16 protein-coding genes and 1 pseudogene are annotated in these 19748 nt (G+C 47.6%); 7 read left to right on the top strand and 10 right to left on the bottom strand.

The features are described 5' to 3' along the window. Positions 1–75: 75 nt before the first annotated feature. Positions 76–1475 (top strand): annotated as a pseudogene (locus tag HGT71_RS05320) (APC family permease). Positions 1476–1659: 184 nt separating this feature from the next. Here HGT71_RS05320 and HGT71_RS05315 read toward each other — a convergent pair. Next, positions 1660–3555 (bottom strand): sigma 54-interacting transcriptional regulator, encoded by a 1896-nt coding sequence (locus HGT71_RS05315; protein ID WP_214216897.1) that lies wholly within the window; start codon positions 3553–3555, stop codon positions 1660–1662. Positions 3556–3814: 259 nt separating this feature from the next. On the opposite strand from HGT71_RS05315, the gene ssuD reads away from it, so the two are divergent. From ssuD to HGT71_RS05285, 6 genes are all read left to right on the top strand, one after another. After that, entirely contained in the window at positions 3815–4993 is a 1179-nt protein-coding gene (ssuD, locus tag HGT71_RS05310; RefSeq protein WP_214216896.1) for an FMNH2-dependent alkanesulfonate monooxygenase, read from the top strand. Continuing rightward, entirely contained in the window at positions 4990–6084 is a 1095-nt protein-coding gene (gene sfnG / locus HGT71_RS05305) for a dimethylsulfone monooxygenase SfnG (RefSeq protein WP_214216895.1), read from the top strand. The genes ssuD and sfnG overlap by 4 nt, the downstream gene beginning before the upstream one ends. Next, positions 6077–7477 carry an FAD/NAD(P)-binding protein gene (locus HGT71_RS05300; RefSeq protein WP_214216894.1) on the top strand — a complete coding sequence of 467 codons (1401 nt, stop codon included), beginning with the start codon at positions 6077–6079 and terminating at the stop codon, positions 7475–7477. The genes sfnG and HGT71_RS05300 overlap by 8 nt, the downstream gene beginning before the upstream one ends. A gap of 80 nt (positions 7478–7557) precedes the next feature. Beyond that, a complete protein-coding gene (locus HGT71_RS05295; RefSeq protein WP_214216893.1) occupies positions 7558–8967 on the top strand; it encodes an LLM class flavin-dependent oxidoreductase in 1410 nt (469 codons plus the stop codon). Positions 8968–9294: 327 nt separating this feature from the next. Then, the gene (locus HGT71_RS05290) at positions 9295–10743 is read left to right on the top strand and encodes an MFS transporter (protein ID WP_214216892.1); all 1449 of its coding nucleotides are present in this window, start codon (positions 9295–9297) and stop codon (positions 10741–10743) included. A 1-nt stretch (position 10744) separates the two neighbouring features. Continuing rightward, the gene (locus tag HGT71_RS05285) at positions 10745–11950 is read left to right on the top strand and encodes an acyl-CoA dehydrogenase family protein (protein WP_214216891.1); all 1206 of its coding nucleotides are present in this window, start codon (positions 10745–10747) and stop codon (positions 11948–11950) included. Positions 11951–12320: 370 nt separating this feature from the next. On the opposite strand, the gene fis is transcribed toward HGT71_RS05285, so the two are convergent. From fis to aroQ, 9 genes are all read right to left on the bottom strand, one after another. Beyond that, complete coding sequence (gene fis / locus HGT71_RS05280; protein ID WP_048912826.1) at positions 12321–12617, bottom strand: DNA-binding transcriptional regulator Fis; 297 nt, start codon at positions 12615–12617, stop codon at positions 12321–12323. A 25-nt stretch (positions 12618–12642) separates the two neighbouring features. Then, the gene (gene dusB, locus HGT71_RS05275) at positions 12643–13608 is read right to left on the bottom strand and encodes a tRNA dihydrouridine synthase DusB (RefSeq protein WP_214216890.1); all 966 of its coding nucleotides are present in this window, start codon (positions 13606–13608) and stop codon (positions 12643–12645) included. 240 nt (positions 13609–13848) lie between these two features. Then, positions 13849–14577: a carbonic anhydrase gene (locus HGT71_RS05270; RefSeq protein ID WP_099822962.1), complete on the bottom strand. Its 729-nt coding sequence runs from the start codon at positions 14575–14577 to the stop codon at positions 13849–13851. A 109-nt stretch (positions 14578–14686) separates the two neighbouring features. Then, positions 14687–15571 carry a 50S ribosomal protein L11 methyltransferase gene (gene prmA / locus HGT71_RS05265; RefSeq protein WP_214216889.1) on the bottom strand — a complete coding sequence of 295 codons (885 nt, stop codon included), beginning with the start codon at positions 15569–15571 and terminating at the stop codon, positions 14687–14689. 10 nt (positions 15572–15581) lie between these two features. Continuing rightward, the gene (gene panF, locus HGT71_RS05260) at positions 15582–17030 is read right to left on the bottom strand and encodes a sodium/pantothenate symporter (RefSeq protein ID WP_214216888.1); all 1449 of its coding nucleotides are present in this window, start codon (positions 17028–17030) and stop codon (positions 15582–15584) included. 4 nt (positions 17031–17034) lie between these two features. Then, positions 17035–17265: a DUF997 family protein gene (locus tag HGT71_RS05255; RefSeq protein ID WP_214216887.1), complete on the bottom strand. Its 231-nt coding sequence runs from the start codon at positions 17263–17265 to the stop codon at positions 17035–17037. 67 nt (positions 17266–17332) lie between these two features. After that, positions 17333–18682 (bottom strand): acetyl-CoA carboxylase biotin carboxylase subunit, encoded by a 1350-nt coding sequence (gene accC / locus HGT71_RS05250; RefSeq protein ID WP_214216886.1) that lies wholly within the window; start codon positions 18680–18682, stop codon positions 17333–17335. Positions 18683–18692: 10 nt separating this feature from the next. Further along, the gene (accB, locus tag HGT71_RS05245) at positions 18693–19166 is read right to left on the bottom strand and encodes an acetyl-CoA carboxylase biotin carboxyl carrier protein (protein WP_214216885.1); all 474 of its coding nucleotides are present in this window, start codon (positions 19164–19166) and stop codon (positions 18693–18695) included. Between the two features lie 20 nt (positions 19167–19186). Further along, complete coding sequence (gene aroQ / locus HGT71_RS05240; RefSeq protein ID WP_048912819.1) at positions 19187–19639, bottom strand: type II 3-dehydroquinate dehydratase; 453 nt, start codon at positions 19637–19639, stop codon at positions 19187–19189. Positions 19640–19748 lie beyond the last annotated feature (109 nt).

The following is a 19748-nucleotide window of genomic DNA, read 5'->3' as shown; positions in this document are numbered from 1 at the left end:
GAATGATGAGTTCATCGTGGCAGACTAATGAGGGAATCCTCATTGGCGCGCCTTTCTCACTCAGGGGCAATGATGATGGAAAGAGAGTCGGGCTTACGTAAAAACACATTGGGGTTATTTTCATTAATTTTTTTGTTGTGGCTGCCGCCTCACCCCTTACTGGGGTCGTTGGGGGACTCCCCGTTGCCATCGCTGGCGGCAATAGTGCCGGGATTGCGACGTTTTATTTACTCTCTTGCGTTATTTTGATTTTATTTTCGATTGGTTTTTTGGCGATGAGCCAATACGTAAAAAATTCCGGTGCCTTTTACACTTATATACGTCAAGGATTAGGTGATAACTGGGGCTCTTCAGCCTCAATCATTGCATTACTTGCCTATATCTCGATCCAAATCGCTATTGTTGCAATGCTGGGCTATTTTTCTGCTCAACTTATCGCTGAACAATTCTCTCTGGCAGTTCCTTGGTGGTTATGCAGTATAACGTTTCTTTTAATCACTTGGTTCTTAAGCATTAAACGGGTAGAGGTTGGAGGAAAAATTCTCGGCATATTGATGCTTGCTGAGGTGGGGATTGTGCTGTTAACGGATATCGTTTTGCTGCTCAAACATGGGCATCATCATAGCTTACAGCCGTTTCAGCCCTCTGTCTTTTTACATGGCAATCTAGGGATCAGCTTTATATTTACCATTGCTGCTTTTATTGGATTCGAGTCGACCGCTATTTATGCCGAAGAGTGTAAGGATCCTCATAAAACGATCCCTCGAGCAACGATCTGTGCATTATTATTGATCACGGCTTTTTTCTGTTTCACAAGCTGGTGTCTGGTCCAAACCTATGGCGCAGATCAATTAATTCGCCTCGCTCGTAAAGAGCCTGAAAATTTAATCCTAATGATTACACGCGATAATGTGGGGCAATGGGCAGTCACCGCCATGTCGGTGTTATTAATTAGTAGCTTGTTTGCCGCGACCGTCGCCTTTCATAATAATATCTCGCGATATTTATTTAGCATGAATCGTGATGGCTTGATTTGGCAGGAGCTTTGCAAAATTCACCCGGATAACGGTACACCACATAATGCTAGCCACCTTCATAGCGTTATTATACTGTTATTACTGATAGGCCTCGGGGCAATGAATGTGGATCCTATGATGCATATTTTTGCACTAGGGTCGGCCATCTCCACGCTTTGTGTTTTACTTTTACAGCTGGGCGTTTGTGCCGCCGTGATCAATTTTTTCCGTCATCAACGCCATCAGTGGGGTGCTTGGTCTACCTTTTTGGCCCCTTTACTGTCGTTTTTTGCGATGTTATTCACGGTCCTTCTCGTCATCAATAATTTACCCGTTCTAGTGGGGGGAGAAAGTAGGATGACCCGGATGATACCGGCAGTGATCGTGATCTGTAGCGTACTGGGGTATTTATGGTCGAAGAGGGTGGCGATTAAAAGGGGCTGTGCTGAAAAGAATTGAATACAATAACAGATTCACTCACTACTGATGTGGTATCGATTTAAGGGGCGAAGATTAATTTTCGAAAATAAAGAAAGACTTTATTCTCAAGGTGAATGTCTTTCTTTCTACTAAATAAAAAAATTGTAAAATACTAAAGGTTAATATTAAAAATATTATTTTTAGCCACTACACGAAAAATGGATCATTTATATTCCCACACTGCTTGGCGAATACTTATCGGTCGAGGTAGTAGCCCTAATGCATAAAAACGGTCGGCAATAATTTGTTGTTCTCGAATAATATGTCTATTCATAACATGCGCCTGATGGCTCCGCCTAGAGAGTGCCATTTCCAGTGCATGGGCATCGATAGCAATCTCCTTGGATAAAAGACTCGCGGCCTGTTGCCGAGTACTATCAATGTATTTTCCGGTCGTTTTTAAGGCATCCATGAGTACTGGGAATAAGTCTGAGGAGTGTCTGATAAAGTCATGACGTGAAAGATAAAATTGATGATTATTAACACGTCCCTCCCCATTTTCCAGACGTCTAAGGTGCCCTTCACATTCCGCTTGGCTAAGTAAGGGATCCCACATCATCCATGCATCCGCAGACAGAGAGTCACTCGGCGTCAAGGGGTACTTAGGCGGAGTATAAATGAGCCGAACGTCTGACAGGGCCAGTCCAGCCTCATCCAGTAATTGCAAAAGTAGGTAATGAACATTGGACCCTTTATTGACCGCAATACGTTTACCGCGTAAGTCAGAAAGTGTCTGGATAGCGCTAGAATTAGGAACCATCAGTGCAACACTACTTGGCGCGGCAGGTTCCCATGCGATGTAGCGTAATTGGTTATTCTCTGCTTGAGCGAGTAGAGGGGGAACTTCACCCGTTGTTCCAAAGTCGATCTCGCCGTGAGCTAACGCTTGAAGGAGTTGAGGCCCAGCTGGGAATTCACTCCAGAGTACAGTTACGCCTAACGGTTGGAAGAGTTGTTCTAAATAACGTTGTGCCTTGAGTACGCCAAGGTTACCAAATTTCTGATAACCAATACGGAGTTCTCTTTCCGGAACAGGACTGTGCGGCGAAGTCGAATTCTTTAACGCTAACACCGATTGATTCCGAGGTTTTATCAAGCCTAAATGGCTCAACTGTGTACGAAAAGTATTGCGTGAGATACCCAGCATCTCTGCGGCTTGGCATTGATTCTGTCCAGAAAGTTGAAAGGCTTCACTAATTAATGTCTCGAGGGTACGTTGATAAAGCTCAGGTTCTCCGCGCTGTAACTGCTCTCGGATAAAAGAGGAGAAAGCATTGGGTCGATCGCTGGTATCGCCTTTGATAGGAGACTTTAAAGGTAAATGTGTTGAGGCAATTTCAAGATTCTCGCACACTAATACGGCGTTATTCACTACATTATCGAGTTCACGAATATTGCCTGGCCATGAATGTTCCATCAGAGTATTCATCGCTTCATTGGAAAACACTATGCCGGATTTACCATGGCGTTGGGTATACCGCTGTAAGAAATGTTGTGCCAGGACGGTGACATCTTGTGGGCGCTGGCGAAGAGGTTGTAGATGCAGGGGGGCGACGTTGAGACGATAATAGAGATCTTCCCGAAATAACCGAGAGTGAATCGCTTGCCGTAAGTCGACGTGTGTTGCCGCAATGACCCGAACGTTAATCGGTATCGCACGATAGGAGCCGACGCGAATCACTTCACGCTGTTGTAATACGCGTAGCAGTTTCACTTGCAGACTTGGACTGAGTTCGCCTACCTCATCAAGTAATAAGGTTCCCCCTTCAGCCGCCTCAAACCATCCATAATGTCGTTGTGATGCCCCCGTAAATGCCCCTTTTTCGTGGCCGAAGAGTTCAGACTCAGCCAAGCTCGGTGTGAGAGCCCCACAGTTGACCGCAAGAAAAGGGTGCTGGTGGCGAGGGCTCATATCATGCAGTGCACGTGCAATCACCTCTTTTCCTGTCCCAGTCTCTCCGGTAATGAGTACCGTCGCATCGCTAGGGGCGAGACGCAGAATAGTCTGCTGCAGTTGTTGAGATAGCGGATCATTTAATTTTATGTAGTCGTTATTCATTCGTCTCTCCTCCAAGCGCCTGTTTCACTTTATGCCTTCCGTTAACACAAATCGATATCGCGAATGTTGCTTTTGCAGCACAGAGAGAGTGGTACTGTTGCAATAACAACAGTTTATTAAATGAAAACTTTATTTAACCAACTGAAAAATAGCATAAAAATATTTTAAATATGATGGCATGGTTGTTGCTCTTACTCTTATAACTCAATGGAATTTATGTATCTAAATAAAAAAGATAACGTTATATAGGAAAGTGATAATGAGCGAAAATCTATCAACCTCTCTTAATTTATTTTGGTTCCTACCGACGCATGGCGATGGGCGTTATCTGGGGACGGCCCAAGGAGGGCGTCCCGTCGATCTGGCTTACCTGCAGCAAGTGGCGATAGCGGCAGATAATTTGGGCTTTTATGGCGTATTGATCCCCACGGGAAAAAGCTGTGAGGACGCATGGTTAGTCGCCTCGGCATTAGCTCCCGTCACCAAAAAATTACGCTACTTGGTGGCGGTTCGTCCGGGGTTACAACCTCCCACTTTGGCTGCAAGAATGGCGGCAACCCTAGACCGCTTATCGGAAGGGAGATTACTGATAAATGTCGTGACGGGCGGAGATCCTGTCGAAAATAAAGGGGATGGTATTTTTCTTTCCCATGCCGACCGTTACAAAGTGACAGATGAATTTCTATCCATCTATTCGCAACTCTTAAAGGGTCAAACAGTCGACTACCAAGGGGAGCATTTGCATGTTGAAGGGGCTGAGATTCTTTTTCCTCCCATTCAGCAAGATGGGCCACCGCTCTTTTTTGGTGGTTCTTCGGAACCCGCCATCGACGTCGCCGCTAAGCACATCGATACCTATTTAACCTGGGGAGAGCCTCCGGCTGCGGTGGCTGAAAAACTTGCTGTGGTAAGGGAGCGAGCGCAACAGGCCGGTAGGACGGTCACTTATGGTATTCGTCTACACGTTATTGTCCGAGAGACCGAGGCCGAAGCTTGGGCAGCAGCTAAAAAATTGATTGCTCATGTTGATGATGAAACGATTGCCGCCGCGCAACAGGTTTTTGCGCGCATGGATTCAACGGGTCAATCCAGAATGAGTGCTTTACATCGCGGTTCCCGCGAGAATTTAGAAATTTCGCCCAATCTATGGGCCGGGGTCGGTTTGGTTCGAGGGGGAGCGGGTACGGCGTTGGTCGGGGATCCCGAACAAGTCGCTGCACGGATACGAGAATATCAAGCGCTTGGTATCGATAACTTTATCTTTTCAGGATACCCACACCTTGAAGAAGCGCACCGCTTTGCCGAATTAGTGATGCCCTTATTACCCGGTGCGAAGCATCGTGATACCGCGATCAATATGGGACCATTCGGTGAAACGATCGGTGGCGATCGTCGACCAACTGCCGAGAAAACGACGCATTCAGAGGTGACCCCATGACAGAGACTTCGCACGATTCTGCGCTAAAATTTGCTTACTGGGTACCTAATGTTTCCGGTGGATTAGTCATTAGTGAGATTGAACAGCGTACCTCTTGGGATTTTGACTATAACCGTAAACTAGCCCAGATTGCTGAAAACGCAGGGTTTGATTATGCGTTAACACAAATTCGTTTTACTGCCGGATATGGCGCAGAAAATCAGCATGAGTCTGTCAGCTTCTCCCAAGGATTATTAGGCGCGACTCAAAAACTTAAGGTGATTGCAGCCTTATTACCTGGTCCTTGGAACCCGACACTCGCTGCTAAACAGATTGCGACCATTAGCCACCTTACCGCAGGTAGGATTGCCGTGAATATTGTTAGCGGCTGGTTTCGTGGCGAGTTTAAAGCTATTGGTGAGCCGTGGCTTGATCATGAAGAGCGTTATTTACGCTCAGAGGAATTCATTCGTTGCTTAAAGGGGATTTGGCAAGAAGAACGTTTCTCGTTTAATGGTGATTTCTATCGGTACCGAGATTATGTGATGAAACCCAAGCCTTTATCACCTCTCCCTGAAATTTTCCAAGGCGGGAGTTCTCGTGCAGCGCGAGATATGGCTGCTCGTGTTTCAGATTGGTATTTTACGAATGGTAATGATCTCGACGGTATCCGTCGGCAAGTCAAAGACATTAAGCAGAAAGCGTCAGCAAACCAGCATAGCGTGCGGATAGGCGTAAATGGTTTTGTTATCGCACGCGATACCGAAGAGCAGGCTCAACAAGTATTAAATGAGATTATCGCGAAAGCTAACCCCCGTGCAGTCGAAGGATTTGCCGCAGAGGTAAAAAATGCAGGGAGTGCGTCACCAGAAAAAGAAGGTAACTGGACTGCGTCGAGTTTTGACGATCTGGTTCAGTATAACGATGGGTTCAAGACTAATTTGATTGGCACCCCCCAACAAATCGCGGAGCGTATTGTTGCGTTGAAGCGTATCGGTGTCGATCTACTGCTTTTGGGTTTTTTACATTTTCAAGAAGAGGTCGAGTACTTTGGCCGTGAAGTATTGCCACGCGTCAGGGAACTTGAGCGACAGGAGCAGCAGGATGACTAGACGGCAAATCGTTATCGTGGGAGGGGGTTTTTCCGGTACGGCGTTAGCTATTCAATTATTACGTCGAGGGGATGATAGCCTCGCTATCACCTTGATCGAACCCCGTGCGGATCTAGCTGAGGGGATCGCTTACAGCACGACGGATCCGGTTCATCGAATAAATGTTCCTGCCGCAAGGATGCAACTCTCTGAGGCTGAAAAAGGTGACTTCGATAAGTGGTATCGGCAGCAACCGGCTTTTCTACAAGATGGTACCGCGCAGTGGCAGGATGGAAATGTCTATCCACAACGTCGTTATTTCGCGGCTTACCTGAGAGAAAAATTAAGTGATGCCTTAAAAGACGCCAGGGCCACTTTTCGCCATATTCAGGATTATGCTCAATTCTATCGTACTGGCCTGTTAGTGACACAGAAAGGGCTAACGTTACCCGTGGATCAACTGGTGTTAGCAATCAGTCATCCCGCACCATTGATCCCGTCTAGGTTTCAGGCGTTTTCAACAGACCCGAACATCATCAGTGATCCTTGGCAAGAAGGGGCACTGCAGACGGTTGATCGTCAAGCTACGGTGGCCATTATTGGGACGGGATTGACGATGTCTGATGTTGTTGCCTCATTGACGAGGCAAGGGCACCGCGGGACGATCCAAGCGATATCACGTCGCGGGCAATTACCGCGCACCAACCTAAGTGGTGACTATAAGGATTATTCGCTAGAACCTAAAGAGACTCGCCCAGTAACGGTAAGGGGGTGGCTTCACTATATTCGCGAAAACGTTAATATAGCAGCCGCGCAGCAAAAACCTTGGCAGTTAGTATTGGACGACGTAAGACGGCAAGGACAGATGATTTGGCAGCAACTAAGTCTATTAGAACAACAACGTTTTTATCGGCATCTACGTCCATGGTGGGATGTACATCGCTATCGCCTCGCACCACAAGTCGCGGAAGTCATTGAAGCGCTATTAACTTCGGGGCAACTTCAGATAAATGCCGCGCGGTTACTCAGCGTAAGCCGGATTTCCCAACAGCTGGAGTTGACCTTAAGCCGACGGCAGGGTGGAGTTAAAAAACTAGTAGTTGATAAGGTGATACTCACGACGGGACCGGATCATCAACGGCTTATCGCGAGTCAACCTTTGCTCACCAGCCTAGCGTCGCAGGACCTGATTACCGCTGATCCTCTTGGTGTCGGCATTGCCGTGAATCCTCAATCTCAGACGTTATCTCCTGCAGGTATCACGCAACCGCACCTATTTGTGGTGGGTCCTGCTGCGAGGGGGCGTTTCGGCGAATTGATGGGCTTACCTCAGGTTGCCGAGCACGCAGAATTTATCGCTAAACAGCTTATTACTGCCCAATCCAGTGCTTTAAAGGAACGATGTCCCAGCTAACTGATTTAATCAAATAATCCGACTAAAACCCTTATTGATTACCGATATACAGCATCTTGTGATGCTGTCGAGGAGCCGCTATGTCTGTAAAACGTGAAATTCGTCTTAATGCCTTTGACATGAACTGTGTGGGCCATCAATCGCCGGGGCTTTGGGCACACCCGCGAGACCGCTCTTGGCAATATAAAGATCTGGCCTACTGGACTGATCTGGCTAAACTTTTGGAAAAAGGTAAGTTCGACGGGCTGTTTATCGCGGATGTTCTTGGCGTATACGATGTATTAGATGACAGCAACGAAGCCGCAATACGGCAGGCCACCCAGGTACCGGTCAATGATCCCCTCGCGCTGATTACCCCGATGTCGATGGTGACAGAGCACTTAGGGTTTGGGTTAACGGCCTCTCTCTCTTTTGAACATCCGTATCCTTTTGCACGGCGTCTTTCAACTTTGGATCATCTTACTCAAGGTCGTATTGGTTGGAATATCGTCACCTCTTATTTAGAGAGTGGTGCACGAAATATTGGCCAATCTGCGCAGACCGATCACGATGCCCGCTATGACTATGCTGATGAGTATCTACAGGTTGTCTATAAATTATGGGAAGGGAGCTGGGAAGACGGGGCAGTATTACGCGATCGCCAACGGCAAATTTTCAGTGATCCCAGTAAAATTCATCCGATCAACCATCAAGGGCGCTTTTTCCAAGTACCAGGGATCCATCTCTGCGAACCTTCCCCGCAACGTACACCGGTGCTCTATCAAGCAGGGGCCTCAAGCCGAGGTAAACAATTTGCAGCGGAGCATGCGGAGTGCGTATTCGTCGCATCACCCTCAAAGGCACTGCTGAAGAAAACGGTGGCGGATATTCGTCAACGTGCTGTCGCGGCGGGGAGAGACCCTTACAGTATTTTAATTTTTAATCTCCAAACAGTGATCGTTGATGAGACTGATGCCAAAGCACAGGCAAAATGGCAAGAGTATAAGCAATACGTTAATTATGAAGGTGCTCTTGCCTTGCTCTCGGGCTGGACAGGCATTGACTTTGGTCAGTACCAGCCCGATCAGGTGTTGAAACATATTCATACCAACGCGATTCAATCTGCAGTCGAGACATTTTCTAGTGCAGACCCCTCTCGCCAATGGACCGTACAAGGGCTAGCGGATTGGGTAGGAATTGGCGGATTTGGTCCTTTACTGGTAGGAAGCCCACAAACCGTCGCCGATGAGCTACAAAGCTGGGTCGACGAGACTGATGTTGATGGCTTTAACCTCGCCTATGCGGTCACCCATGAAACCTTTAGTGATGTGGTGGAATTGTTGGTACCAGAATTACAGAAACGAGGTGTTTATAAGCAGGACTATCAATCTGGAACCCTACGCGAAAAGCTCTTTTCCCAAAGTGCCCGCCTTCAGTCGCCTCATCCCGCAGTGGGTTATCGCCAGCAAACGCAAATCGCTCCAGCGATTCAAAAGCAGGAGGTGACATGATTACTCTCGAACATCTCTCAGGAATTAATAGCTCGAGAGAGACTAACGATGTGTCATTCTTAAAGGCATTTTTTTAATGTACTTCTTGGCTAGCTTACTGAGATGATCGCAGCGAGCGGTACAGGAAAATCGCCGCTCGCAATATAGATTTCTGAGCACGAAGTTATGGTTAATTAACAGCGAACGGGCATAAATAGGCTCGGGTCCCAGTGCGCCTGTAATAAATTAACTTATTGAATTTTATGAAATAGATATCATCTTTTTCTATTTCAGCTTAGACAAAAGACGCTCTATAACAAACTCACTATTATTCGTTGAGAGGATGCTATGAGTTCACTAAATATTGAGGTCGGAACATCGGATATCCGACCCGAGAGTTCCGCGCCTATTCGCTCAGTGAGCGATGTGGCGCAGTTAATAAATGGATCGACACAGAAGAGTCATTATGCCCGTTGGATCGTTTTTCTAGCGCTAGGTGGTGTGTTTTTAGATGCTTATGATTTAACGACCTTATCTTATGGCATTGATGATGTTGTGCGGGAGTTTCATCTAACGCCCACCCTGACGGGGGTCGTGGCCTCGGCGATTATGGTTGGCACTATTATTGGCAATTTACTCGGAGGATGGTTAACGGATAAGTACGGCCGATACTCGGTTTTTATGGCCGATATGCTGTTTTTTGTTGTATCTGCGATTGCGGCAGGGTTAGCGCCAAATGTTTGGGTACTTATCGGTGCGCGTTTTTTAATGGGGATCGGCGTTGGGGTGGATTTACCGGTAGCGATGGCCTATCTCGCCGAGTTTTCGAAATTCACCGGGCAAGCGAATAAAGCGTCACGTGTCGCTTCTTGGTGCCCGATGTGGTATGCCGCCTCAACCGTCTGTTTTTTACTGATCTTTGGACTCTATTTTCTTTTACCGGCGCAGCATATTGACTGGCTCTGGCGTGCTTCACTGCTCTTTGGCGCGGTCCCTGCACTGTTGATCATCGCAGTACGTAGTCGCTTTATGAATGAATCCCCTCTATGGGCCGCTAACCAAGGGGATGTTAATGGCGCTGTGCGTATTTTGAAAAAATCCTATGGGATTGAGGCCTACAATGCGGCGGAGCCTGAAGATAAGGAACCTCAACCACGACCTAAGGTCAGCTACGTCGAACTATTCAAAGCCCCTTACCGACAACGGACATTGGTCTCATCAGTAATGAATGTGTGTGTCTCTTTTGAGTACACGGCAATCGCTTTCTTCCTTCCTTCCATTTTAAGCCAGTTTTTAGGGGCGGGGGTTTTCGAGACCATTTCGGCTTCGTTAGGCCTCAATGCTTTGTTTGCCTTAACGGGCGGGTTATTGGGGATGCGTTTAGCGTGGAAATTCGCCAGTCGTCATGTAGCCATAGCGGGATTTGCCTTACAATTTATCGCTCTGACTATTTTAGCGCTAACAGGCCATCCGACCTCAGTCTTCGCAATTGTCGTGGCTATCTTAATGCTGGGATTATGGTTATTTGCAGAAGGGTTTGGCCCTGGCGCACAGATTATGGTTTACCCCTCACTCTCTTACCCAACCCATATTCGGGCAACCGGAGTCGGTTTCAGCCGTGCATTATCGGGTATAGGAAGTGCTTTAGCGTTATTTATCCTCCCCATACTACAGGCCAAATTCGGCACCAATATGTTTTGGTTCGTTGCACTTAGCGCCGCATTACCGATTATTTTTCTATTGATTATTCGTTTTGAGCCCACTGCACAAGATATCGATTCTGAACAAGGAGCCTAATATGAGCCAGCCTCAATCTTTCCAACAACTGGTCGAGCATTTTCGCCCCCTATTTTCGCGCATCGCAGAAGGAACCGTACAACGAGAAAGAGATCGCGAGTTACCTCATACGCAATTGGCTTGGCTAAAAAAAGCCAAGTTCGGAACGTTACGTATCCCTGTCGAGCAGGGCGGTTATGGTCTGACCTTACCGCAGCTTTTTACTTTACTCACCGAGCTTGCAGAAGCTGACTCCAACCTTCCTCAAGCTTTACGCGCGCACTTTGCCTTTATTGAAGACCTCCTAAACCAACCGGATACCGAGCTACGTCGACGTTGGTTTACTCGCTTTGTTGCGGGCGAGTTGGTCGGCAGTGGCTGGACAGAAATCGGTGAGGTCAACGTTGGCGAAGTCCTCACCAAAGTTACGCCAGACACTGAGGGCTGGTGGCTTGATGGGGAGAAGTTTTACAGTACTGGAACATTATATGCTGACTGGATCGATGTTTATGCGCAACGGTCGGACGATGGCAGTGATGTGATTGCTTTAGTGAATGTTCATCAAGCTGGCGTACAGCGAGAGGATGATTGGGATGGCTTCGGGCAACGCTTAACGGGGAGTGGGACCACGCGTTTTGTGCAAGCGAAAGTCGAGACACCGCACGTATATCCATTTAGCCAGCGTTTCCGTTATCAAACCGCGTTCTATCAGCAAGTGCTGCTCGCGACGTTAGCGGGAGTCAGCAAAGCCCTGACCCGCGACGCAAGTGAGGCGGTGGTTGCTCGCCAACGTGTCTATAGCCATGGTAACGCTAAATTAGTCAGGCATGATGCTCAAGTACTGCAGGTAATCGGCCAGCTTGCCAGTTGGTCTTATGCGGTGGAGGCGACCGTTGAACGAGCCTCACAAGCTTTGGAACATGCCTTTATCGTACACGATAGTGTGGATGAGGAGCTTATCCAGCAAGCCAATATTATCGCAGAGGTCGAAGTAGCTAAAGCTCAAGTCATCGCCACGGAGTTAGTGCTGCGTAGTACGAGTGAGCTTTTTAATGCATTAGGTGCCTCCGATACGCGTTTAAGCAAAGCCCTTGATCGTCATTGGCGTAATGCGCGTACGCTCTCTTCTCATAACCCGGTGATTTATAAGACGAGAGATATCGGTGATTGGCACGTTAATAAGAACACCCCGACTTTTATTTGGCAGATTGGTAAAGGGGGAGATTGAGGAAGAGGGGTTAAGTCCTCTACTGTCTTAGTGAGATAACGGTGGGGCTGCTGGATAAATAGGGGAGCACACTTTTGGGTAGTTAGTCCTAATAACAGAGCTACTTTAAGGTATTTTTATGCCAACACCTCTATTTGCTGTTTAAAAGTGTTTTTTGCTATGTAGTCAGTTAACGCAGTAGTACCGCATTTGCTCGATAAATAAGGAAGGATGTTAGTGATAAATAGAGGATAAACGGACTGAGACAATGACCAGCGCTACACTATTTTAGAGCCTTATAGGATGTATAAAAAAGGCCTAATGTCCCCCATAAAAAAAGGCACTATCCTTGCAGATAATGCCTTTCTTTTGAATCAGTTACGAATGAAACTTAGTTCATGCCGTATTTTTTCAGTTTCTTGCGCAGCGTACCACGGTTGATACCCATCATCAGTGCTGCACGAGTCTGGTTACCACGGGTGTACTGCATTACCATGTCCAACAGGGGCTGTTCTACTTCAGCCAGGACCAATTCATAGAGTTCATTAACATCTTGACCATTTAACTGTGAAAAGTAGTTTTTCAAAGCTTGTTTTACATTATCACGCAATGGTTTTTGGGTGACTTGGTCTTGTGAGTTAACAGTTGAAACGGTCAGTACGTCAGAATTTACGCGTTGTTCGAACATAGTTCTTTAAGCTCTTTTTTTTCGTTTACGCCAGGTTTTCGAAGTATGCTTCCAACGCTTCCAGTTGTTCACTGGCATCCTCTATAGCGTTGAATGAGCGCCGAAACTGGTCATCAGGGGCATGTTCTTGTAAGTACCAAGAGACATGTTTGCGGGCAATACGGTATCCCTTGGCATGGCCATAAAAGCTATGCAACTCCCGTATATGTCCGATTAGCATAGACTTCACCTCAACGAGTGGTTTCGGTGCAAGTAGCTCCCCTGTGTCCAGGTAATGCTGGATTTCCCGGAAGATCCATGGTCTTCCCTGAGCAGCACGGCCTATCATTAGGGCATCAGCCCCAGTGTAGTCCAGTACCGCTCTGGCTTTATGCGGGTCAGTGATGTCTCCATTCGCAATAACGGGAATAGAAACATTCTGCTTAACTGTCCGAATACTGTCGTATTCCGCTTCCCCATTAAACAAGCAGGCACGAGTCCGGCCATGAATGGTTAATGCTTGAATACCACAGCGCTCAGCCAATTGGGCAATTTCAACACAATTGCGATTATCGGTATCCCATCCGGTACGAATCTTTAGCGTGACAGGTACGTCAACCCCATTTACCACGGCACGTAGAATAGACTCTACGATATCGGGATGTTGGAGTAAGGCTGAACCCGCCATCTTACGATTCACTTTTTTGGCTGGGCAACCCATATTGATATCAATAACTTGCGCGCCAGAATCAACGTTAATTCTCGCGGCTGCAGCCATCTCATCGGGATCACATCCTGCTATCTGTACCGAGCGGATACCTGGCTCATCACTATGTACCATACGCAGTCGAGATTTATCACTCGCCCATACTTGTGGGTTCGATGACAACATCTCTGACACGGTTAATCCAGCACCATTTTCATAACAAAGCGTACGAAAAGGACGATCAGTGATCCCGGCCATCGGCGCGGCAATCAGGCGATTTCGAAGCTGGTATTGTCCAATGCGCATAGGGTAGAAAGTGGCCTTAAATGTTCGCAAGGCGGCGTATATTACGCATTTTTTATGGAAGATGAAAGGCCAAACTTTGAACAATTTGTTTTAAAGTCACCTTTTGTTCACTGCTGCCTAGGGGGGGGTATAACAATATCTCTATTAAACAGTATGTTATCTATTTTTTTGTTTTCAAATTCACGGGTTAGGGGGACAAAAACCTTTGAAAAAGTTATCCCCCTCCCTAGTGTTATGCTGCTATTGAACCACCATCCGCCCATTCAACGGCTGGGTGGGGCGGTTATTGGTTGTGCCAAGCAGCGATTTAATACGGTCAAGTTGTTGTGAAGAAAGTGAGACACTCTCCTTCATCACTAGCCAACGAACCCCTTCGGTACAAGGTGGGGTGGTGAGTGAACCGCTAAATCGGTAATAGTGTTTTGAGGTAGGAAATAACGAGGCGATATCAATCACTTTATCAAGTGGTAGCGTTTGGTTTTTGTCGGCGGGAGCTTGGTCGATAATGTGTTGGAGTGCTTCGTTTTCCTCGCCGACGTCAAACATCACGGCCAGTACCGCTAAGTGACCTTTTGTATCACTGTGCACAAAATGGGCTTCGAGCGGGAAAGATTTACCCTCTATCCTATTCTCGCTGGGCGTATGGAAGTGGAATTGCTTAAGTGTAAAGTTAATGCCATCCAAAGAAAAATTATCTTCATCATCGACGTTCAGTTGTAGGGTATGGCCATTATTGATGATAGTGGTCGCATGGGCACGAAAATGAAGAGGTAAAGGGGGGAGTTTGGCTTCAATTGTCCCGTGGATATCAATGGGCGATTGGTAGGCACCTTCTTTACATAATTGGTATTGACTGCCTAGGGCTCCCCAGTTTTCCGGCGAGTTATTCCCTTCGTAGGACCAAGGTATTGCATAGGCTGAAGGGGTGACTAGGAGAGCGGTTAGACAGAGTGGGAGAAATCCTTTCATGTATCTTCCTATATTATCGCTGCACCATCATTAGTGCGGCGATAATATAAGCTTACCGGAGGTAAGCTTATTAACGGGTTATGCAAAGCATATGTAAAGCTTTTGCCTATTAAGTGCGACGCTTACCCGTGATACGGCACCACTCTTCTTTTTCAGCAACGGGATCAAGGACGAAGTGTTCTGCATAGGCTTCGCAAACGCCTTCTGCTTGGCTCGCTAAGATCCCTGATAAGCCCAGTTCGCCACCGGCGACCGGTAGCACACGAATTAACGGTGCGAGCTCGCGTAAGGGGCCGGCAAGAATATTGGCAACCACGACATCCGCTTGAAGATTTTCCGGTTGCTCGTGGGGGAGATAAAGGTCGAGTTTCTCTGCCACGCCATTACGTTCAGCGTTATCACGGCTTGCTTGGATCGCTTGCGGATCGATATCGATACCAATAGCCCGTGAAGCCCCGAGTTTCAACGCGGCGATCGCTAAGATCCCTGATCCACAGCCGAAATCGATCACGGTTTTCCCCTCAAGATCCAATCCGTCTAACCAGGTTAAGCAAAGTGAGGTGGTTGGGTGTGTACCCGTCCCAAACGCTAAGCCAGGGTCGAGCATCACATTGACCGCATTGGCGTCGGGGACATCGCGCCAGCTAGGGCAAATCCATAAACGCTCACCGAAGCGCATGGGATGAAAATTATCCATCCATTCACGTTCCCAATCTTTATCTTCGATCTGTTCTATCTTGTGGTGGAAGTCTTCCCCTAATAGTGGGTGAGCCGCCATCATAGTCACAACTGTTGCCATATCGGTTTCAGCATCGAATAGGCCGATGATATCGGTATCGCCCCATAAACGCGTTTCACCCGGCAGCGGTTCGTAGACCGGATTATCATGGGTATCTTGAAAGGTGACAGAGACTGCACCTGTCTCCTCCAAGGCCTCCGCGAGCTGTTCCGCATGGTTTCCAGTGGTATTGATCTTAATTTGAATCCAAGGCATAGCATTTCCATTATTGATTAGGGGTGGCAGGGGCGGCCTGCTGTCCAACACGGTTCGCGATAACAAATGCGAGGAAACTCGCGATTAACGCCGGAACGATCGGGTGTAAGCCTGCAAGGTGTATCGAAAACGTGGCGAGAAGACTATAAAGCACAGCGCCCACCAGCATGCCACTTATTGCACCATAGGCGTTGGCATTTCGCCAGTAAAGTCCTAACACTAAAGGCCATAAGAATACGGCTTCTAACGCACCGAAGGCGAGTAAGTTTAACCAAATAATCATTTGTGGTGGATGCCACGCCGCCAAGATCACCGCAACGCCCAACACGAAAGTAAAGCTAACGGAGAGGCGGCGCAGATGTTTCTCCTGCGTTGCAGCAGCTGGGCGTAGCCGTAAATAGAGATCTTTTACTAAGGTAGCCGACGCTTGCAGAAGGTGAGCGTTAATATTCGACATCATGGCTGCCATCGGCGCGGCAAGAAAAATACCGGCGGCAAAAGGCGGTAATACTTTCATCATCAGGGTTGGGATGACTTGATCGGGGACGGTAAGATTAGGCAGTATCGCTCGGCCTAAGGCCCCAGAAAGATGCATCCCGAGCATTAAGACGGTCAACAGTGCCGTCCCCAATAAGATACCGCGATGTAGGGAGCGGCTATCTCTGTAGGAAATAGACCGTATCGCGGTATTGGGTAGCCCTAACACGCCGAAACAGACCAGCACAGTAAAAGAAATAATCAGGCTAGGGGTAATGATATTTCCCGCACCTCGTAGCTCAATCAGCTGTGGATTAATCAGTTTTAATTGATGCACCGCCTGCGCCGTCCCCCCTGCAGCATGAATGACCGCATAGAGAAGCAAAAATGTGCCGACTAACATCACCACACCTTGTAAGACATCATTGAGAACGCTGGCTCTAAAACCGCCGAGTGAGGTGTATAACGCGATATTCGCCCCAAAGATTAATAGCCCTTGGGTGTAAGGAATACCGACCACTGTTTCCAGCAACCGTGCTCCGCCGATAAACTGCACCGTCATCACTGCAATAAATGCAATCAATAAGGTGATACTGGCTATCCACACGACCCACTGGCTACGATAATGGGCATATAACATATCGTTTAAGGTGATCGCTTGATAGCGTCGAGCGAGGATAGCAAATTTTTTCCCCAATACGCCCAGTGAGAGCCAGACCGTTGGCACTTGGGCCATCGCAATCATTACCCACCCTAATCCGTATTGATACGCTGCGCCAGGGCCGCCTATAAACGAACTGGCGCTGATATAGGCCGTGGTAAGGGTCATGGCAAGAAGAAAACCGCTCATCGTCCGGCCACCCAGAAAATATTCTGTGAGGAAGGGGCCTTTCGCACGTTTTTGCTGCACCATGGCCACGATGGAGATCATGACGACGAGTAAGAGATAAATAATGAGTGGAATGAGCACATGAGTGTTCATGGAATCAGTCCTCTAAGGGGAGGTCTGCAAAGAGATATCGAACCATCATCCAGCAGAGGAAAATAAATAGGGCAGGGGCAAACAAACATGACCATTCAAACCAACGGGGGAAGCCGAATAGCCCTAACTCTTGGCCACCAGTATAAGCCGTTACGACCCAAATTAAGACCCAAGCTATACTGAGTAACAGGGACCAGCGTGCTTCTTTATGCGCTTGTATAAAACGAGGATCCATCTTCGCCCTCAAAGTAGACCAAAGAAAAAGGCCGGTTAGACCGGCCTTGATAAAGGTTGCTAGGCAATTACTTCTCTTGCAGACCGAGTTTCTTCTCTAAGTAGTGGATGTTAGTCCCACCTTTTTCGAAGTTTTCATCGTTCATGATGCGAAGCTGCAGATCAACGTTGGTTTTAATTCCGTCGATGATCAACTCTGCTAAGGCATTCTTCATCCGCGCAATCGCCACCTCACGTGTTTCTCCATAAGTGATCAATTTACCAATCATGGAGTCATAGTGTGGCGGAACGGTGTAGCCAGAGTAGATGTGCGATTCCCAGCGGATGCCAAAACCACCCGGGGAGTGGAAACGAGTAATTTTACCTGGGCTTGGTAAAAAGGTATTAGCGTCTTCAGCATTGATACGACATTCAATGGCATGACCTACTACGTCGACATCTTCTTGCTTAATGCTTAAAGGTAACCCTGCCGCAATACGCAGTTGCTCTTTGATCAGATCGACACCGGTGATCATTTCGGTCACTGGATGCTCTACCTGAATACGGGTGTTCATTTCGATGAAATAGAACTCGCCGTTTTCAAAAAGGAACTCAAATGTCCCAGCACCGCGATAGTTAATATCGATACAGGCTTTAGCACAGCGATCGCCAATAAACTTACGTAATTCAGGCGTAATCCCAGGTGCTGGCGCTTCCTCGACCACTTTTTGGTGGCGACGTTGCATCGAACAATCACGTTCTGCAAGGTAGATAGCTTGGCCTTGGCCATCAGCAAGAACCTGGATCTCGATATGACGTGGATTTTCGAGATATTTTTCCATATAGACCATATCGTTGTTGAAGGCCGCTTTGGCTTCAGCACGAGTCATTTTAATGGAAGTTTCAAGGTCCTTGTCGCTGCGCACGACACGCATACCGCGTCCGCCGCCGCCGCCAGAGGCTTTAACAATAATTGGGTAACCGATACGGTTAGCAATTTGACGGTTCTTATCCATATCGTCACCCAGCGATCCGTCGGATCCTGGCACGCAAGGAACACCCGTTTTCTTCATTGCATTGATCGCGGAGACTTTATCACCCATCAGGCGAATGGTCTCTGCTTTAGGACCAATAAACACGAAGCCTGAACGCTCAACTTGTTCAGCAAAATCGGCGTTCTCAGATAAAAATCCATAGCCAGGGTGAATAGCATCTGCACCGGTAATCTCCGCGGCGGAGATGAGTGCAGGGATATTCAGATAGCTTTTTACTGATGGTGCTGGACCGATACAGACTGTCTCGTCAGCCATCAGCACGTGCTTCAGCTCGCGGTCAGCGGTGGAGTGAACGGCCACCGTTTTGATACCGAGCTCTTTACAGGCACGTAAAATACGCAGTGCAATTTCACCGCGGTTTGCGATAACAATTTTTTCCAGCATAGGGACCTCGTTATTCGATGATGACCATTGGCTCGTCGAATTCCACCGGTTGACCGCTCTCGATGAGGATCGCTTTAACGACACCTGCTTTATCCGCTTCGATTTGGTTCATCATCTTCATCGCTTCAACGATGCAGAGTGTGTCACCAACGTTAACTTTTTGGCCAACTTCGATATAAGGCTTAGCATCTGGGCTTGGGGTACGGTAGAACGTCCCGACCATTGGTGAGCGAACAGTGTGTCCGGTCACTTCTGGTGCAGCAGCGACCGGTGCAGCAGCTTCAGTTGCCGCTGGCGCGACGGCTGCCGCTAAGGCTGGTGCAGGTTGCATCGGTGCAGCATAGGCTTGTTGCATCATCGGGTAACCGGTATTTGCCGGGGAACGGCTAATACGTACTGACTCTTCACCTTCTGAAATTTCTAGCTCAGCAATGCCTGATTCTTCAACCAGTTCGATTAATTTTTTAATCTTACGAATATCCATGGTGGGTTCCGTACTCTATATTAATTTGAATTTAACAGGCGTTTTACCGCTGTATGTAAAGCCCAACGATATCCATCAGCCCCAAGGCCGCAGATCACGCCGGATGATATATCTGAAAGATATGAATGGTGGCGGAAAGGTTCACGCGCATGCACATTGGAGAGATGCACTTCAATAAAAGGAACGCTGACCGCTAAAAACGCATCACGTATTGCTACACTGGTATGTGTAAACGCTGCAGGATTGATGATGATATAATCCACATTGCCACGGGCAAGATGGATTTGATCGATCAAGGCCGATTCCGCATTGGATTGGTAATGACTTAATTGCACATTCAAATCCTGAGCCTGAATCTGCAGTGATGACACGATATCGTCTAGTGTGTCATGACCATATTTTTCTGGCTCTCGGGTCCCTAACAAGTTAAGGTTTGGACCGTTTAAGAGCAAAATGTGAAATTTATTAGCCATCTTGCGGGTATCTCCTGCAATAGTTAAGCACTGCGTAAAATACTCTGCCCGAATCTATTTGTCACTCGTTACGCCAAAAAAAAGCCGAATTTAACGTCATTTAGTGATT

This window comes from Rosenbergiella epipactidis (assembly GCF_018494055.1).
GTDB lineage: Bacteria > Pseudomonadota > Gammaproteobacteria > Enterobacterales > Enterobacteriaceae > Rosenbergiella > Rosenbergiella epipactidis.
Note: the sequence above shows the minus strand (reverse complement) of the source record. Positions and strands in the feature narration are given on the sequence as shown.

Bases quoted from the DNA above. Each gene is read 5' to 3' on its own strand.
- HGT71_RS05315 (WP_214216897.1), bottom strand. From the start codon at position 3,555: ATGAATAACGACTACATAAAATTAAATGATCCGCTATCTCAACAACTG.
- ssuD (WP_214216896.1), top strand. From the start codon at position 3,815: ATGAGCGAAAATCTATCAACCTCTCTTAATTTATTTTGGTTCCTACCG.
- sfnG (WP_214216895.1), top strand. From the start codon at position 4,990: ATGACAGAGACTTCGCACGATTCTGCGCTAAAATTTGCTTACTGGGTA.
- HGT71_RS05300 (WP_214216894.1), top strand. From the start codon at position 6,077: ATGACTAGACGGCAAATCGTTATCGTGGGAGGGGGTTTTTCCGGTACG.
- HGT71_RS05295 (WP_214216893.1), top strand. From the start codon at position 7,558: ATGTCTGTAAAACGTGAAATTCGTCTTAATGCCTTTGACATGAACTGT.
- HGT71_RS05290 (WP_214216892.1), top strand. From the start codon at position 9,295: ATGAGTTCACTAAATATTGAGGTCGGAACATCGGATATCCGACCCGAG.
- HGT71_RS05285 (WP_214216891.1), top strand. From the start codon at position 10,745: ATGAGCCAGCCTCAATCTTTCCAACAACTGGTCGAGCATTTTCGCCCC.
- fis (WP_048912826.1), bottom strand. From the start codon at position 12,617: ATGTTCGAACAACGCGTAAATTCTGACGTACTGACCGTTTCAACTGTT.
- dusB (WP_214216890.1), bottom strand. From the start codon at position 13,608: ATGCGCATTGGACAATACCAGCTTCGAAATCGCCTGATTGCCGCGCCG.
- HGT71_RS05270 (WP_099822962.1), bottom strand. From the start codon at position 14,577: ATGAAAGGATTTCTCCCACTCTGTCTAACCGCTCTCCTAGTCACCCCT.
- prmA (WP_214216889.1), bottom strand. From the start codon at position 15,571: ATGCCTTGGATTCAAATTAAGATCAATACCACTGGAAACCATGCGGAA.
- panF (WP_214216888.1), bottom strand. From the start codon at position 17,030: ATGAACACTCATGTGCTCATTCCACTCATTATTTATCTCTTACTCGTC.
- HGT71_RS05255 (WP_214216887.1), bottom strand. From the start codon at position 17,265: ATGGATCCTCGTTTTATACAAGCGCATAAAGAAGCACGCTGGTCCCTG.
- accC (WP_214216886.1), bottom strand. From the start codon at position 18,682: ATGCTGGAAAAAATTGTTATCGCAAACCGCGGTGAAATTGCACTGCGT.
- accB (WP_214216885.1), bottom strand. From the start codon at position 19,166: ATGGATATTCGTAAGATTAAAAAATTAATCGAACTGGTTGAAGAATCA.
- aroQ (WP_048912819.1), bottom strand. From the start codon at position 19,639: ATGGCTAATAAATTTCACATTTTGCTCTTAAACGGTCCAAACCTTAAC.